Below are 16400 nucleotides of genomic sequence, written 5' to 3'. Positions count from 1 at the left end.
CAAGGTCGCCGGTCGTAAACCGGCGACTCGCGCTAGACGGCCGCCGACTTTTCCCAGTGGACCATGAGCCGCGCCAGTTCTGCCTCCGCCGCGCCGTACTGCTGATTTAGTGCCGTGATCTCCGCCCATTGCTGGTTTGTCGTCACCACCTCCATTTGCTGCCCCAGGCGAAACAGTGTCGCTTCCAGGTCGGCAATCCGCGCCTCGATTTCCGTTACGGACACCGCCGCGGTCCGCACCACGCCATTTCTCGCCACCGTCGGCGGCAGCGGCGACAGGCTGGATGTGACCGCTTCCCGCTCTCGCGCCGCCAGGAACGATTGATAGCTGCCTTCGTGAACGCGCAGTCGTCCATCCCGCAGTTCCCATATCTGCGTCGCCAATCGGTCAATCAGATAGCGGTCGTGCGAAACCAGCAGCACGGTCCCCTGGTAAGCTTGTAGCGCGGTCTGCAACACCTCTTGCGCGTGGATATCCAGGTGATTGGTCGGCTCATCCAGAAGCAGGAAATTGGCGGTGTCCAGCGCCAGAAGAGCCAGGGCCAATCGCCCCCTCTCTCCGCCGCTGAGGGAGCCAACAGGCTTGAATACGTCGTCTCCGCGAAACAGGTAGCGGGCCAGGTGATGACGCGCTTCGCTCACTAACATGTGGCGCTGCGACAGCAGTTCGTCCAGAACCGATCTGGTCGGGTCCAGTGTTTGGTGTGCCTGGGCAAAATAGCGTATCCGCAAACTGGCTCCGTGCCAGAGGCGTCCGGCCAGCGGTTCAAGCTCGCCCATCACGGTACGCAGAAAGGTGGATTTGCCGCTGCCGTTGGGGCCAATCAGGGCGACACGGGTCTGGCGTGTCAATTCGATGTCGTCCGCCTGGAACAGGGGCTTGTCCGGGTATCCGACGACCAGGTTTTTGCTGCGTAGCACCATCCGCCCGCTGCGGTGTCCGGGTTGCAGCCGCATGACGAGCGGCGTACGGTGTGGATTGGGGGAGGCGAGGGCTTTGATGTGACCTTCGACTTCGGCGACGCTCCAGTTGGTTCCGGAAACGCCCATTTCGGCGGAAAAGCGAGACCAACTGATGTTTAGGGCCTGCGTGCCGGCATTTTCCACGGCCTTTACTTCACGGATCAGACGTTCCAGCAACCCCTTTGCCCGGTCACTGGTGCTGGCGCGGGCAATGTTCCGCTTCACAAAATCCAGGTCTTTCAGAAAACGCTCCTTCACAGTCACAAATTCCGTCTCCCGCAGCGCCCACCGATCTTCCCGCTGCCCCATGTAGGCCGTGTAGCCGCCGCGGTATTCCTCCAACCCATTGCGACTCATCTCCCAGATCGTATTGACAACCTTATCCAGGAAATAGCGATCATGGCTGACCACAAGCATCGCCCCTTTCCAGGTGCGCAACCTGTTTTCCAGCCACTCCACCGCCACGACATCCAGGTGATTGGTCGGTTCGTCAAGAATCAGCAGGTCCGGCTCTTCCAACAGGAGACGAGCCAGAAGCACGCGCGTTTTCTGCCCGCCGCTGCAATGTTCCAGGGGAAGATGCCAATCAGCCTCGGCGAAACCCAGACCTGTCAGCACCTGCTGAATACGCAGTTCATAGTCATATCCGCCGGCCTGCTCAAAGCTTTCCAGCAGAACTCCATACGCTTCCAGCAGAGAAGGGGTCAGTTCGCCCTGCCCCATATCTGCCTCCATCTGACGTAACTGCGCTTGCTGCTGTCGCAGTTCGGGAAAGACCGTCAGCATCTCCGTGTAGACAGTATTCTGGGCAGCGGCAAAAGCCTGCTCGGCCTCCTGGCGCAAATAGCCTAACCGCGTCCCGCGAGCAAGATGAACCTGGCCGCCGGTGGGCTTTTCCAGCCCGGCCAAAATGCGCAGCAGGGTGGTTTTGCCAATGCCATTCGCGCCTACGAGGCCAATTCGTGCCTGATGGGGCATGTTGGCGGAAAGGCCGCTGAAGATATCCACAGCGCCATAGGATTGAGAGAGGTGATAAAAAGTGAGAAGGGACATGGTATAATCTCGCTTGCCGTCCCATCTATCGCGGAGATGAGGCGACAACTTGGAGGCCAGGCAGTCCTGTGGCGATCATTTGCCACATCCCTATGCGTTTGCGCAAGAAAGGGGAAACAAAAACGACCGCGAGCAAGATATGCCGCGGCCGTTACTCATCAAGGGGGATGTCACCCAGTTATGTTAACAACGCGCAGGCACACTCCGATAAGGCACGCCAAAAGAAGCTGCTTTGACAGTCAGCAACATGAAGGCAGTTGGGGAGGCGACCATTATCATTATGTGCTTGTTTCCTCTGAAATCGACAGATACGATGTTACCTGGTATCTGACCGTGAGAACTCGTTGCCGACGACAATATAGCATATTGCAGGCGAGTTCGTCAAGCGGCGCGAGCAACGAAACAACGCGCACCCAAACAGTGCCGGGAACCATTTTTCAGATTCGCGGCAAATTTCCCGTCGCGGATGTTGACGAATGGTCCTTAACTGTCTATACTTGTTGGTCTGTATCAGAGTATACGAGATGGTGCGGAACACCTTGCCGACGTAGCTCAATCGGCAGAGCGATGCTCTTGTAAAGCATAGGTTATGGGTTCAATTCCCATCGTCGGCTCTGAACAGGCTCATATGGGCCTGTACGTTGCACATTTGCAAAATCAGAATGGGTCAGTGTCCCGAGCGGCAAAGGGGGCGGACTGTAAATCCGCTGGCGGAACGCCTTCGTAGGTTCGAGTCCTACCTGGCCCACTACTACTCACTCGCGGGTACGATGCCGGCATCTACGCCACAACACCCGCCTAGCCAACCTGATTGCCCACGTAGCTCAGCAGGCAGAGCACATTCTTGGTAAGAATGAGGTCATGGGTTCAAGTCCCATCGTGGGCTTTACACCCCGCTCCCATCCTGGAAGCGGGGTATTGTTGTGAGTAGGCGTCGATTTCCAGGCCTGATTTCATCGCTCTGGTGAGATGGAAATCGCGGGGCGACTACCGGCATGTTTATCCATATGGATAACGTCGTTCAAGGTAGCGCCAGTAAAGGGCTGACGATGAAATAGAGCATGGCATTGCCAGCCCCTGCTGATAAGGCCATGAAGTATCGAATGACATCGTCAACTTGGAGGAGCGGCAAGAAAACAACCTGGTTGTCTTATCTGGTTTCCGCTCTAATCCGGTGTATGTGTGCGAATCGTGCTTTTCTAGTTGATGCGAGACCCCCGTGGGCAATCGCCGTGTCGTATGGGCACGTTAGTAACAAAGGAATGAGATTCTAAACTATGGGCAAGGAAAAATTCGTACGTGAGAAACCACATGTCAATATCGGCACCATTGGTCACATTGACCATGGTAAGACCACGCTCACCGCGGCCATCACCAAGACGCTGTCCCTGAAGGGATGGGCGGATTTCCGCGCCTTCGACCAGATTGACAACGCGCCAGAAGAAAAAGAGCGCGGTATCACCATCGCCATCGCCCATGTCGAATACGAGACGGAGCATCGCCACTACGCGCACGTAGACTGCCCGGGGCATCGTGACTACATCAAGAACATGATCACGGGCGCGGCGCAGATGGACGGCGCAATTCTGGTGGTGGCGGCGCCGGACGGGCCAATGCCGCAGACGCGGGAACATGTGCTGTTGGCGCGGCAGGTGGAAGTGCCGGCCATGGTCATCTTCCTGAACAAATGCGACATGATGGATGACGAGGAGCTGTTGGAACTGGTGGAATTGGAACTGCGGGAACTGCTGGACATCTACGAGTTCCCTGGGGACGAGACCCCCATCGTGCGCGGCAGCGCGCTCCATGCGCTGGAGTGCGAGAGCAAAGACCCGGACGCGCCGGAGTATGCCTGCATCTGGGAGTTGATGCGCGTGGTGGATGAGTACATTCCGCAGCCAGAGCGAGACGTGGAAAAGCCGTTCCTGATGCCGGTGGAAGACGTGTTCTCCATCAAGGGGCGGGGAACGGTGGTCACGGGTCGCGCGGAGCGCGGCGTGCTCAAGCCGGGCGAGGAAGTAGAAATCGTCGGGCTGCGCGACGACATCCGCAAGGTGATTGTGACCTCGATGGAGATGTTCCACAAGACGCTGGACAAGGTGGAAGCGGGCGACAATGCTGGCTTGCTCCTGCGCGGTGTGGGACGTGACGAGGTGGAGCGCGGTCAAGTGCTGGCGAAGCCGAAGAGCATCACGCCACACAAGAAGTTTGAAGGGGAAGTGTACGTGCTGCGCAAGGACGAAGGGGGACGGCACAAGGCGTTCTTCCCCGGGTATCGGCCGCAGTTCTACATCCGCACGATGGACGTGACGGGTACGATTACGCTTCCCGAAGGTGTGGAAATGGTGATGCCGGGCGACAACGTGAACATGCTGGTGGAGTTGATTACGCCGGTGGCGTTGGAAGCGGGTGGTCGTTTCGCTATCCGTGAAGGCGGCGTGACCGTGGGCGCCGGCGTCATTACGAAGATTTTGGAGTAATAGGGAATGCCGGCATAATGGTCACGCCACCGCATGATCGCCATGCCGGCATTTTTCCACACACACAAAACTACAGGCGCGACCTGGTGGGATAAACATTATGGCTAAGAAAGCAGTACGGTCACTGATTACGCTCGCCTGCACCGAATGCAAAGAGCGCAATTACACCAGCGAAAAGAATCGGCGCAACGACCCGAACCGTCTGGAAATCATGAAGTATTGCCCCAGATGCCGGCAACACCGGTTGCACCGCGAGACACGCTGATCTACAATATAAGCGTGGTTTTGTAGGGGGTTAGCTCAATTGGCAGAGCGGCGGTCTCCAAAACCGCAGGCTGCGGGTTCGATTCCTGCACCCCCTGTATTTCACGATGGCAGGCTGCTGTGAGAGCAATCAGTACAGCAGCCTGCTATTTTATGAATCCGCATCGTGCAAGGGATGTTATAACGTGGCACAAGAAAAAAAAGCGCCAGCCAAAGTAAACCCCGTCATCAAATATCTGCGGGAAACACGCGGCGAACTGTATAAAGTAACCTGGCCCACACGCGAAGAATCGCAGCGCCTCACGCTGATCGTCCTCGGCGTTACTGCCGGCATGGCCATCTTCCTGGGCTTCTTGGACTTCGCTTTCTCCAGTTTGCTCAACCTGATACTAACTCTGATCACGTGATTGTGTGGTGACTGTCGCCGACTTGCGGGCGCGGCGCCGCGCCAATAGCGCCGCGCGCGAGTGACTTCTGGCGTATGCACGTCCAGCAGATCAAACGGCACGGGCCAGACTGCTCGCGATCGTCGAAACAGGTGTAAATATGGCGAACGAACCAAACGATTTGAATACGCCGACGGCGACCATGAAAGAAGACGCAAACTGGTACGTCGTCCATTGCTACTCCGGCTACGAAAACAAAGTCCGCCATAGCATTGAGCAGCGCATCGAAACGATGAATATGCAGCACAAAATCTTCGATGTCGTTGTACCCACCGAAGAAGAAATAGAGATCAAAGATGGTAAGCGGCGCACCGTAGAACGGCGCGTATTTCCCGGTTACATCTTGGTGCAGTTGATCATGGACGAAGATTCCTGGTACGTCGTCCGCAACACCCCCGGTGTCACCGGCTTCGTAGGCCAAGGCGACGAACCCATCCCGCTGCGCCCGGAAGAAGTCGCCAAGATCATGAACCGCATGGAAGCGGAAGCGCCCAAGATGAAGTTCGACTTCCAACTGGGCGAAAAAGTGCGCATCCGCACCGGACCATTTGCGGACTTCATTGGCACGGTGCGAGACATTGACATGGAGCGGGCTAAAGTGCGTGTGCTGGTCTCTTTCTTTGGCCGCGAAACGCCCGTGGAATTGGATTTCCTGCACGTCGAAAAAGTATAATTTAGCGATGTGCGCGTAAACAGGGCGTAGAACCCTGTCCATCCTTTTTTATTGGAGGAGCCTGACCAGGCGTTTGTACTCCACGGAGGAAAAATGGCAAAAAAGATTAAAGCTGTCGTGAAAATTCAGATTAAGGGCGGCAAGGCGACGCCGGCCCCCCCGATTGGTACCGCCCTCGGTCCGCAAGGTATTAACCTGATGCAGTTCTGCAAGGAGTATAATGCCAAGACCACGAATATGGTGGGCCAGGTTGTGCCGGTCGAAGTGACCGTCTTTCAAGATGGTAGCTTCACGTTCATCTTAAAAACACCCCCCGCGGCGGACCTGCTAAAACAGGCCGCGGGTGTCAAGAGCGGCTCTCCCATCCCCAATCGCAACAAGGTAGGGACAGTCACGCAGGCGCAGTTACGAGAAATCGCGGAGGTCAAACTCAAGGACCTGAGCGCCAATGATATTGAGAGCGCGATGAAGATTATTGCCGGCACAGCCCGCAGCATGGGGCTAACTATCGCCGACTAAAAATTGTCAGGCAGTTGCGCGGTCTTGACCGCCATACTGCCCTGGTGGGAGGCATTCTGCCGCTAAAACCACGAGGAGATAACATGCCACAACGAGGACGCAAGTATCAGGAAGCTGCCGCCAAAGTAGACCGCGGCAAACTCTATACCCGCGATGAAGCCATCACTTTGATCAAGGATACCGTCACCACCAAATTCGATCCGACCGTCGAAGTACACTTTCGCCTGGGCGTGGACCCACGCAAGGCGGACCAGATGATCCGCGACGTGGTGGTGCTGCCCCACGGACTGGGTAAAACAGTGCGCGTGCTGGTTTTCGCTCAAGGTGAAGATGCACGCCTGGCGGAAGAAGCAGGTGCGGACATTATCGCCGATGATGACGTGATCACGCAGATTCAGAATGGGTGGACGGAGTTTGACGTAGCCATCGCCGTCCCCTCGATGATGGGCAAAGTAGGCCGCCTGGGTCGTGTGCTGGGTCCGCGTGGGTTGATGCCCAACCCCCGTGCCGGCACAGTCGCCCCTGGACCCGACCTACCCCGCCTTATTCAAGAAGCAAAAGCGGGGCGCGTTTCCTATCGCGTAGACCGCACGGGCAACGTCCACGCCCCCCTGGGGAAGGCCAGCTTCACGCCCGAACAACTGCGTGAAAACCTGCAAAGTATGCTGGATTCCATCAAAAAAGCCCGTCCATCCACCGTCAAGGGAACCTACGTGCGCCGCATCACGTTGGCGAACACCATGGGGCCTGGTATTCGGGTGGACGCTATCGAGGCAATGCAGTAAAATTTCTTTTGGGCTTCTCGCCCACCATTAAAATCGTAACCTATCCATTGCCGAAGACAGTTGGCGCCGGGCAAGTCCTGGCTTAATCTCCAGCCGAGGTGAGTGGTTCAACAGAACTAAACCGCCCGTTATCACGTTTGCACGTGATAGCGCGTCGGCTTGCCCTTGAATCCTCATACCGGCCGGTATGAGGATTTTTTTTTGCCGCTGACTGTTTGCAAACGAATCTTCCGGGAAACTCCCAGCTTCCAGGAAGATAAATCTTTTGAGAGGAGGTGAAACGCATTGGCTATCACAAAAGAACGCAAAGAAGAGTTATTGGTTGCCTATCAGGAGTGGCTGGGTCAGAGTGATGTGGTTTTCCTGGCCGAGTACAAGGGCATGAACGTCAAGCGCATGGAAGAATTGCGCGGTCAAGTGCGCCAGGTAGAAGGCGTCTTCAGTGTGACAAAGAACACGCTGCTGGCGATTGCTCTGGATGAAGCCGGTAAAGCTGTTCCGACGGACCTGCTCGCGGGTCAGGTGGCGGCGGGGTTTGCACTGGGTGAAGTGCCGGCATTAGCCAAAGCCCTCGTCGATTTCGCTAAAACAGAAGAAAAATTCGTTTTGAAAGGCGGCGTCCTGGGCAATCGCCTGCTGAGCAAGGAAGACGTTGAAGCACTTGCCTCCCTGCCTTCCCTTGACCAGCTGCGTGGCCAGATCATTGGCCTCATCAGCGCCCCTGCCCGCAACGTGGCCGCCACCATTGCCGGTGGTGTACGCCAACTTGTCAACGTCCTCGACGCCTACACCAAGAAGGACGAAAACGCCGAAGCCGCGGAAGCGGCAGCCTGAGCCACCTCGCTTTCAGGCACATCATCACAAGTTAATTAACCAAACCATTTCTGGAGGATTATCACAATGGCCGATCTTGCAAAAATCGTCGATGAACTCAGCAGCCTCACTCTGTTGGAAGCCGCTGAACTGACCAAAATGCTCGAAGAAAAATGGGGCGTCAGCGCCGCGGCCCCCATGGCCATGGGCATGATGCCCATGGCTGCCGTCGCCGAAGTTGTCGAAGAGGAAGAGCAGACGGAGTTCGACGTCGTCCTCACCGATTTCGGTGCCAAGAAAATCCAGGTCATCAAAGAAGTCCGCGCCCTCACCGGTCTGGGACTCAAAGAAGCCAAAGACCTGGTCGATGGTATTCCCAGCAAGGTGATGGAAGCCGTCTCCAAAGAAGCGGCTGCCGACGCCAAAACCAAACTGGAAGAAGCGGGCGCGACCGTCGAAGTCAAGTAAATCGATTCGTTTCGCCGGCAAAAAGGCCAGCCCCTCATCGGGCTGGCCTTTTTCTTTTGGACCGCGGATGCCACAAAGTTTTCTCGATAAAGCGCCATCACGCCTGTCATGGACGCCAATCGGGTCGAAAAGGTTCGGGCTGCCCTACGGACAACTGGAACGCCGTTGATACCGCATATCCAGGGTCGTACCCATCGCTCGATAGCACATATTGGTGGGGCCGGACTCCGTCACATTCATCACTTCTCCCCACCAGTTCCAGGCTAATCCCGTCACGCCCCACGTCTGAATGCGCACATTGCGAGCATCGCCGGGTAGGGCAACAGTCTTCTTGTAACCCGCTGTCTGCTCGCCAGAATTCCATTGGCGATGCGTCAGGCCGCCATTGGCGTCCGGTTCATCCCAGGAAACCTCAAACTGAGCGATGTAAGCGGCATCGTGCCACAAACGCACATACCCATTCGGATGCTGGACGCAGTTTGTTTCGGTGTAGTCGGTGGTGAAACCCATTTTGGCAACGCGGTTGTCTTGGAGGAAGGCCACGGTGTAGGCAATTGGCGCGCCCGGATTGCCAGGACTGTAGACCGCGCCATTCTCAATATAACGATTCATGCTGGCTACGTTCGTGAACGTGTCGGACTGCGACGCTCCGCCGCCAATTTTAACGACGGTAAAGTTGGCGTTGCGTATAATCTCTTCATAGCTCGCCCCCAAACTGCCTTCCGCCGACGCCAAACCCATCGCCCGCTTGAGGGCCAGTTCCAGGTTGACCTTCGTCTCGTGGGCCGTTGTCTCCATCTTTACCATGAGGATGCGACCATAGTCCACGCTGCGAACGTAGGCGGGCGGGTTGGCGCTGTTCACCACGCGCGCCAACTCGTCGCGGGTGACGTGGGGATCGAAGAAGTCCGCGGGGGTTTCCGGCGTATTCATGGTCACGGTGTAGAAGACTTGCTTGTAGTAGAGGACGACAGTTGATTTTTCCGTGCTGTTGTTAACGCGCAGTTGGGAGGCAAAGGATGTGCCCGATGCCCATTCCGCATTCAAGCCCAGGTCAAGGGCGACCTGCTGCAAGGCGTAGCCGGTGGTCAGGTCGTAGAAGGAACGAGAGGTGTTGATGTACCCTTGAGATGCCGGCATTCTATTCCACTGCGCCAACAACTGATTCACCGCCGCCTGCACCGTATCATTAGCGGGAGACGTGATGCGCGCACTCTCCGCCAGACCGGGCAAATCAATCGAGAGAACCATCGGGGCACGCGGCAGCGTCACCGGCACCGGCAGCCCTTCCGCCATCCGCTGATTCGCCAGAATCACCGCCCCCGGATAAATCACGCCATTCGTAGGGCGCATAATCGCCAGTTCCGTCAGGTTCTCCCGCAAGACATGGTCCTGCTTCGTGCAAATAATCACCGCTGAGCTGCCAGCCTGTCTCGTATTCACGGGCTGCGCGTGCGTACTGCCATTCGGCTGCACACTCAGCATCCGATCCGGGTCGTAACTGAGCGACCAGATGTAGTCGTTGATCGGATCCCGATTTTGTGGCTCCGGCGTCACCGGCGGTTCCGACACAAGAGGAGGCGCCACCGGCGCGGCCACCACGGTCAACGTACCAATCTTGATAGCCTGCTGCGCCCCATCCGCCTCATAAGCCTGCCGCGCGTCGGCGCAGCCATACTCCTGCCGGCTGCTGTACCGAATATCATACGTGCCTGGAAGGTTCGGAACCACCAGTTCAAAACGCCCACGGTCAGAAACACCGGGCTTCTGACCCGGAATACCATCAAAGACACAGGTCTGAGCGTCGCCATCAATACCCACCACGATCTGGCTGATACAGCCTGGGCAACCATCCTGGTTCCAAATTTGGAAATCCAACTGCCCTGCCACCTGTTCCCCCGCCGTCACCGTCGCCCGAATGCCGCCCCCATTCAAATCCACGTGGCTGATCTTCGTGGTAAAGTCGTTGCGATAGGTTACTGGAGGCGACGTGACCACCAACTTGCCCAACAGCGCCGTTTGGTCCAGGCCATTCGCGGCAAAGGCAGCCTGCGCAGCGGCGCAGTCCACCGCCTGCAAGCTACGATAACGGATGTCGTACAACCCCCGCTGCAACGGCGCGGTCAGCTCGAATTCGGCGGTACTGCTCATGCCTGGCCGCAAGCCCGGCACACCATCATAAACACAAAGCTGCGCCTCCGCACCAACACTGACGACAATCTGCACGCGGCAGTCGGGGCAGTCATCCTGGTTCCACAGTTGAAAGTCAAAGCGCCCCACAAACGGCTCCCCGGTGATAACGGAAGTGGTCGTCCCCTGTCCGTTCAAATCCACGTCACTGACGTCCGTGGTAAACACATTTGCCGCCGCCGCAGGCTCTGGCACGCCATCACTGGCCTCAACAGCGGGCACTTCTGGGACCGGGGGCAGGTTTGAGGAACCGCACGCGGTGAGAACCACGACGGCCAACAAGACGAACATGAGGACGAACAGGCGTGGAATGAATTGGGGAACCGGCATCGCCTGGCTCTGGCGGCCACCGGGGATGTGGTTGATGTAGGGAATACGGTTAGGAATCGGCATCTGGTTTCTCCTGCTGCTAAACGGTTTGCGGTTGATGTGGGGAATACGGTTGGGAATCGGCATCGAATTTCTCCTGTTGCGAAGGGCGCATCCGTTAACAAAGGCTTCGCTCGAAAATTGGCGGATGCGCTTGAAGGGTTCTTACGTATTGGAAAGTCCAAAGGTAATTCCGAGCGAACCCGAAGTAACTGCTAAGCCAGTTTGGACCAATTTTCTCCGGTGAAAATGGTCATTGAGCGCATGAAATGGGTCCAATCTCCAAAGAGCGTTAGTAGTTACGTTGCAAAAAAGGTTGTCGTGGTTGTTGGAAAGTCTATCGGCCGGTCGTCAGCAGTTCGTCAGCGCCTATGTACCGGATGAAATCAACGCCATCTTTCTCCCAGACGACTCGTGTCAAGCTGTCCGCGCCATGTCGCTGCGCGAATGGCTCACTTGCGGACCGGCAATGCCCATTTGAGTGCCTGGCGCGCCCCTTGCCGGTGGCAAAATACGTCTGCCTGATCATTCCACATGGCGAATAGCTGCTTGCGGACCCGCCCTATCGTCCAAACCGTCGGCAAGCCGTATAATCTGGCATGGTCCTTCTGGCCATCACCGGCTTCAATGCCCTTCAGCCCCGTCTGGATCAGCAGCCCATCACCAATTTCCGCTCCGCCAAATGATTTTTCTTGCCATCACCTGCTTCAACGCCTTTCAGGCCAGTCTGGATCAGCAGCCCATCACCAACTTCCGCTCCGCCAAAGTGGAAGGGCTGCTGGTTTACCTGGCGCTGGAAGCAGATCGGGCGCACGCCCGCGATGTGCTGGCAACAATGTTCTGGCCCGACGAGCCGGACAGCATCGCCAGGCAGAACTTGCGGCAGTCGCTGTATCAACTGCGGCGCGTGCTGGGGGAGCAAGAAGCGGGCGTCTTCCTGGCGATTTCCCGCAACACGGTGCAGTTCAACAGGGACAGCCCTTATCGCCTCGATGTGCATCTGTTTGAGCAGGCGGTGGCGGCGGAGGATTGGGCGGCGGCGGCCAACCTGTATCAAGGGGAACTGCTGCCCGGATTCGGCAGCGACAGCGCGCTCTTTGAATCCTGGCTGGTCGTGAAACGGGAACAACTGCATCGCCAGGCATTGGATGCCCTGTTGGCGTACGGGGAACAACTGCTGCGACAGGGGGAAGTAGCGGGGGCGCAGGCGGCGGCGCAGCGGCAGCTCAGCATGGAACCGTGGCGCGAGGAGGCACACCGCCAAATGATGCGCGCCCTGGCGTTGGCGGGGGACCGGAGCGCGGCGCTGGCGCAGTTTGACCGCTGTTATGAGGCACTGGAGGCGGAACTGGGGGTGGAGCCGGATCCGCGGACCGTGACCCTGTACGAGCAAATTGCCACGGACGTGATCACCGCCGCGCCCGTGGAGAAAGGGCTGCCGCGGCCACCGACGCCCTTTGTGGGCCGCCTGGCGGAAATCAGCCACGTCGTGGGCACGCTGAATCGCCCTGACTGCCGCCTGCTGACGCTGGTGGGAGCAGGGGGCGTGGGCAAAACACGTCTGGCCGTGGAAGTCGCCCACCGTTTTGCCACCGAGACGGGCCACCCGGCATATTTCGCCTCGCTATTGGGCGTGACGCGCCAGGAAGGGGCGTTGGCGGCTCTGGCGCAGGCCGTGGGCGTGGTGCTGTTGGACCCGGAGCAGGCCGTGGCGCAAATTGTGGCGCGGTTGGGGGAGTCGCCATCGTTGTTGGTGCTGGACAATGCGGAGCCGCTGCTGGCTGCCGATGGCGATGCCCTGGTGCAACTGCTCAAGGACTTGAATGAGCAGGCGGCGCAGGCGAGGGTGTTGGTTACGTCGCGGCAGCCGCTGGAGGCGCAATCGGAATGGGTGCTACCGGTGACGGGGTTGGCGACGCCGCGCACTGTTGATATTGAATTGGCGCAATGCCGGCATTTCGACGCCATCACCCTCTTTCACCAACGCGCCCGGCAAGCCCGCGTTGACTTCACCCTGACCCCACAAAACATCCGGGACGTCGTTCGGCTGTGCCAACTGCTGGATGGGCTGCCCCTGGGAATTGAGCTGGCCGCCGCCCAAATGCGCCAGCAAAGCGTGGCGGAAGTGCTGGCGATGCTGCAAACCGAACCGGTCCGCCTCGTCGCGGACCTGCGCGATCTGCCGCCACGCCATCGCGGCCTGGACGCCGTTTTCGCCCAATCGTGGGCCTTGCTGACCGCAGAAGCGCGGCAGACGTTAGCAGCGGCGGGCGTCTTCCACGATGGTTTCAGTCGAGGAGCGGCGCGCGCCGTGCTGGGTAAGGCAGCAGACCACCTGGCCCTCCTGATGCGGCATTCCCTCCTGACGCGACAGCAAACGCCGCACGGCCTGGCGCAGGTCCGTTATCATCTATCTCCGCTGCTAATCGCCTATTTGCGGCAGGCGCACGCGCCGGATGAGCCGACACGAGACCGGCACGCGGCGTATTATCTCCGGTGGGCGGTAGCGCATCAGCAGCACATGGCGGCGGAGTGGGCGAATGTGGCGGCTGCCTGGGATTGGGCGCAACAACGGGCGGCAGTGGTGGTCCCTCGCGGTTGGGATGAGGCGTGGCTGCGGGAGCAACCGCGGGCAGCCATCACGCCGCCGCAAAGGGAATCAACGCCGCCGGCGGCGCTGCCGCTGGTGGGGCGAGACCGGGAGTTGGCGCTGCTGCGGGAGGGAATAGGGTATTTGTGGCGGGGAGGGGGGAAGAATGCCGGCATTTTCACCATCACCGGCCCCCCAGGCATCGGTAAAAGCCACCTCGTCGCCCAACTGCGCGCCGAAAACAACCCGGTGCAATGGTTCGACTGCCCCTGCGACGAAAGCAACCCCCAATCCCTGCTGCCCTTTCGTCGCTGGCTGCGCGACTACTTCAACCAACACCCCGTCCACCCCCCTTCCGTCAACCTGGCCGCCTTTACCGCCCGCTTCGACGATCTGATAACGGCCACGCCAGACACGGACCTGGCCGCCGAACTCAGACGCCTGCACTCCCTGCTGGCCGCCCTCGTGGACATCACCCTGCCCGATTCGCTCTACACCCACCTGCATCCCACAAAACGGCTGCAACATTTCCAACAAGCCTTGATGACCCTGATCAAAGCGGAAAGTTTGCTGCAACCCATCATCTTGCTAATAGAAGACGCCCACTGGCTGGACGCCGATTCGCGGCAACTATTGCTCAACCTGTTCCATCGCGCCGCCCGATTCCCCTTTGCCCTCATCATCACGACCCGCCCGCACGACTTCGAACCGCTGCTGCCCCCCGGCGCGCCGCACACGACCCTGGCGCTTACCCCTCTGGATGGCGCAGCTATTCGCCAACTGGCGTCCCACCACCTGGCGCATCCGCCAGCCGCCGCGCTGGTTGAATTATTGTTGGCGCAAGCGCAGGGAAATCCATTCCATACCGGGCAACTCCTCCGCTATCTACGCGAAAATGGCCTGGTGGCGCAGGGAAAACTGGTGCGCGGCAGCGACAGCGCCCGGTTAGATACATGGCTGCCGGTAGACGTGCATAACCTGTTGGTGGCCCGGCTGGGGCATCTCTCCCCCGCCACCCGCGACCTGGCCGCTCAGGCATCCGTCCTGGGGCATGAATTCAGCCTGCCCGTGCTGCGGCAGCTCGTCGCCAAGGCCCCCTTACAGCAAGGGTTGGCGGAAGGCGTGGCAGCGGCAATCTGGCAGTCCGTTTCCGGCGAACGCTACGTCTTCAACCACGCCCTGCTGCGGGATGCAGCCTACGACACACAATTTGACGACCGCCGCCGCGCGCGCCATCGTCAGGCGGCCCAGGCTGTGGCCGCCATAGCCACCTCGGAACAACCCCAATACGCGGCAATCGCGCACCACCTGGACCAAGCGCAAGAGGCGCAACAAGCCGCCGCCTATTACCTGAAAGCGGGCGATCAGGCGCGGGATAATTACTTCATCCGCGAAGCGCATAACCACTATTCTCGCGGGCTGGCACTGGCGCGAACGGATCGGCAGCGCCTGAGGCTCCTGCTGGGGCGTGAGATGGTCAACCATTGGTTGGGCAATCGGGAACAACAGCAGCAGGATTTGCGCCAACTGGTAGAACTGACGGCAGGTTCTGGGGATGAACATGCACAGGCGGACATTGCCCTGCGCCAGGCCACATTTGCCCTGGTGAGGGGTGATTATCCGGGCGCGATCCAGCACGCGCGGCGCACGACGGCGCTGGCCGTGGCTCTGGATGATCGCGCGTTGGAGGCGCAGGCGATGCACCGTTGGGCGCGCGCGTTGTGGCAGCAGGGCAAGCCACGGGCGGCGCAGCCACTGCTAAAACGGGCGCGGCAACTGGCGGAAATAGCCGGCGATGGCCCGGAACAGGCCGACTGCCTCTATGATCTCAGCATTCTGGCGTACTACGAGCAGGCGTATGCGACGGCACGGGCGCAGGTGATGCAGGCGCAGCCGCTGTATGAGGCGGCGCACGATGTGCGCGGGGCGCTGCGCTGCACCGACATGCTGGGCCTGATCGCCAACGCGGAGGGGGATTATGAGGCGGCGCGGGATCATTACGAGCATAGCTTGCGGATCAGCCGGTCGGTTGGATGGGCTTATCAAGAAATCCGCTGCCTGGCGCACCTGGGAAACACCTGGTTTGAACTGGGAGATTACGACGCCTGCCGCGCCTTGCACGAGCAGGCGCTCGCGCTCTGCCGCGCTGCCGGCGACCGTGAAGCAGAAGGGCACAGCCTGGATACCATGGGCATGACGTATCTGTTGCAGGGCCGCCGCCAGGAGGCGCAGGCTTGTTTTGAGGCGGCGGTCGCCATTGGCGAGGCGATCAACAATCCCCGCGACAAAGCGTATGCGCTGACGCATTTGGGGCTGCTGTTGACCGATATGGAGGAGGTGGAGCAGGCCAGCACACTGTTGTATGAGGCGGCGGGATTGCGTTCGGAGACCCCCGACAGTGGCGTGTCCGTGGATACGGAAGCGGCGCTGGCCTGGCTGGATATGGCTCGCGGCGACACGGCTTTTGCGGCGGAACGTGCGCGGGACCTGGCGCGGCGGCTGGCACAGCAGGGCGTGGGCGGGGTGGAGCTGCCGCTGCTGGTTTATTGGCAATGTTTTTCCATTCTGCGGGCGGCAGGCGCGTCAACGGAAGCGGGCGACGTGCTGGAAGCGGCGTACACATGGCTGCAAGCACGGGCGGGGCGTATCCGGGATGAGGCGCTGCGGCAGCAGTATTTGACACAAGTGCCGTATCATCGCCAGATTGTGGCTGCCTGGGAGAACCTGCCCCGCCAGGCGACCGTTTAATCGCCAAGAATGACCAATCTTTTGGTATTCTCCATCTTCC

The 16400-nt window shown here is 59.2% G+C and carries 11 protein-coding genes, 4 tRNA genes and 1 other annotated feature; of the genes, 13 read left to right on the top strand and 2 right to left on the bottom strand.

Annotated elements, in window-relative coordinates; genetic code table 11:
* Window positions 1–32: 32 nt before the first annotated feature.
* Entirely contained in the window at window positions 33–2015 is a 1983-nt protein-coding gene (locus H6650_20765) for an ABC-F family ATP-binding cassette domain-containing protein (protein ID MCB8954443.1), read from the bottom strand.
* Window positions 2016–2556: 541 nt separating this feature from the next.
* Between H6650_20765 and H6650_20760 the strand changes: the two genes are divergently transcribed.
* The 12 genes from H6650_20760 to rplL all read left to right on the top strand — a co-directional run bounded on the left by H6650_20760 (window position 2557) and on the right by rplL (window position 8463).
* Window positions 2557–2629: transfer RNA gene (locus H6650_20760), tRNA-Thr, on the top strand.
* A 50-nt stretch (window positions 2630–2679) separates the two neighbouring features.
* A tRNA-Tyr gene (locus H6650_20755) sits at window positions 2680–2763 on the top strand.
* A gap of 65 nt (window positions 2764–2828) precedes the next feature.
* A tRNA-Thr gene (locus tag H6650_20750) sits at window positions 2829–2901 on the top strand.
* A 391-nt stretch (window positions 2902–3292) separates the two neighbouring features.
* Complete coding sequence (tuf, locus tag H6650_20745) at window positions 3293–4495, top strand: elongation factor Tu (protein MCB8954442.1); 1203 nt, start codon at window positions 3293–3295, stop codon at window positions 4493–4495.
* 100 nt (window positions 4496–4595) lie between these two features.
* Complete coding sequence (rpmG, locus tag H6650_20740; protein ID MCB8954441.1) at window positions 4596–4760, top strand: 50S ribosomal protein L33; 165 nt, start codon at window positions 4596–4598, stop codon at window positions 4758–4760.
* Window positions 4761–4784: 24 nt separating this feature from the next.
* Window positions 4785–4857: transfer RNA gene (locus H6650_20735), tRNA-Trp, on the top strand.
* 9 nt (window positions 4858–4866) lie between these two features.
* Window positions 4867–5166: a preprotein translocase subunit SecE gene (gene secE, locus H6650_20730; GenBank protein MCB8954440.1), complete on the top strand. Its 300-nt coding sequence runs from the start codon at window positions 4867–4869 to the stop codon at window positions 5164–5166.
* A gap of 139 nt (window positions 5167–5305) precedes the next feature.
* The gene (nusG, locus tag H6650_20725) at window positions 5306–5878 is read left to right on the top strand and encodes a transcription termination/antitermination protein NusG (protein MCB8954439.1); all 573 of its coding nucleotides are present in this window, start codon (window positions 5306–5308) and stop codon (window positions 5876–5878) included.
* Window positions 5879–5971: 93 nt separating this feature from the next.
* Complete coding sequence (gene rplK, locus H6650_20720) at window positions 5972–6397, top strand: 50S ribosomal protein L11 (GenBank protein MCB8954438.1); 426 nt, start codon at window positions 5972–5974, stop codon at window positions 6395–6397.
* Window positions 6398–6480: 83 nt separating this feature from the next.
* On the top strand, window positions 6481–7182 hold the full coding sequence (locus H6650_20715) for a 50S ribosomal protein L1 (GenBank protein ID MCB8954437.1): 702 nt from the start codon (window positions 6481–6483) through the stop codon (window positions 7180–7182).
* A 32-nt stretch (window positions 7183–7214) separates the two neighbouring features.
* Window positions 7215–7391 (top strand) — a sequence feature (ribosomal protein L10 leader region).
* A gap of 76 nt (window positions 7392–7467) precedes the next feature.
* A complete protein-coding gene (locus H6650_20710) occupies window positions 7468–8016 on the top strand; it encodes a 50S ribosomal protein L10 (protein ID MCB8954436.1) in 549 nt (182 codons plus the stop codon).
* 66 nt (window positions 8017–8082) lie between these two features.
* Window positions 8083–8463, top strand: coding sequence for a 50S ribosomal protein L7/L12 (rplL, locus tag H6650_20705; GenBank protein MCB8954435.1), 381 nt, complete (start codon window positions 8083–8085; stop codon window positions 8461–8463).
* Between the two features lie 144 nt (window positions 8464–8607).
* Here the strand turns inward: rplL and H6650_20700 are convergent, their stop codons facing one another.
* Entirely contained in the window at window positions 8608–11109 is a 2502-nt protein-coding gene (locus H6650_20700; GenBank protein ID MCB8954434.1) for a thiol-activated cytolysin family protein, read from the bottom strand.
* 595 nt (window positions 11110–11704) lie between these two features.
* On the opposite strand from H6650_20700, the gene H6650_20695 reads away from it, so the two are divergent.
* Window positions 11705–16360 carry an AAA family ATPase gene (locus H6650_20695; GenBank protein MCB8954433.1) on the top strand — a complete coding sequence of 1552 codons (4656 nt, stop codon included), beginning with the start codon at window positions 11705–11707 and terminating at the stop codon, window positions 16358–16360.
* Window positions 16361–16400: the final 40 nt, after the last annotated feature.

Source organism: Ardenticatenales bacterium, assembly GCA_020634515.1.
Classification (GTDB): domain Bacteria; phylum Chloroflexota; class Anaerolineae; order Promineifilales; family Promineifilaceae; genus JAGVTM01.
Note: the sequence above shows the minus strand (reverse complement) of the source record. Positions and strands in the feature narration are given on the sequence as shown.

Coding starts and splice junctions, on each gene's coding strand:
- tuf (MCB8954442.1), top strand. CDS start 3,293: ATGGGCAAGGAAAAATTCGTACGTGAGAAACCACATGTCAATATCGGC.
- H6650_20715 (MCB8954437.1), top strand. CDS start 6,481: ATGCCACAACGAGGACGCAAGTATCAGGAAGCTGCCGCCAAAGTAGAC.
- secE (MCB8954440.1), top strand. CDS start 4,867: ATGGCAGGCTGCTGTGAGAGCAATCAGTACAGCAGCCTGCTATTTTAT.
- H6650_20695 (MCB8954433.1), top strand. CDS start 11,705: ATGATTTTTCTTGCCATCACCTGCTTCAACGCCTTTCAGGCCAGTCTG.
- H6650_20700 (MCB8954434.1), bottom strand. CDS start 11,109: ATGCCGATTCCCAACCGTATTCCCCACATCAACCGCAAACCGTTTAGC.
- rplK (MCB8954438.1), top strand. CDS start 5,972: ATGGCAAAAAAGATTAAAGCTGTCGTGAAAATTCAGATTAAGGGCGGC.
- H6650_20765 (MCB8954443.1), bottom strand. CDS start 2,015: ATGTCCCTTCTCACTTTTTATCACCTCTCTCAATCCTATGGCGCTGTG.
- rplL (MCB8954435.1), top strand. CDS start 8,083: ATGGCCGATCTTGCAAAAATCGTCGATGAACTCAGCAGCCTCACTCTG.
- nusG (MCB8954439.1), top strand. CDS start 5,306: ATGGCGAACGAACCAAACGATTTGAATACGCCGACGGCGACCATGAAA.
- rpmG (MCB8954441.1), top strand. CDS start 4,596: ATGGCTAAGAAAGCAGTACGGTCACTGATTACGCTCGCCTGCACCGAA.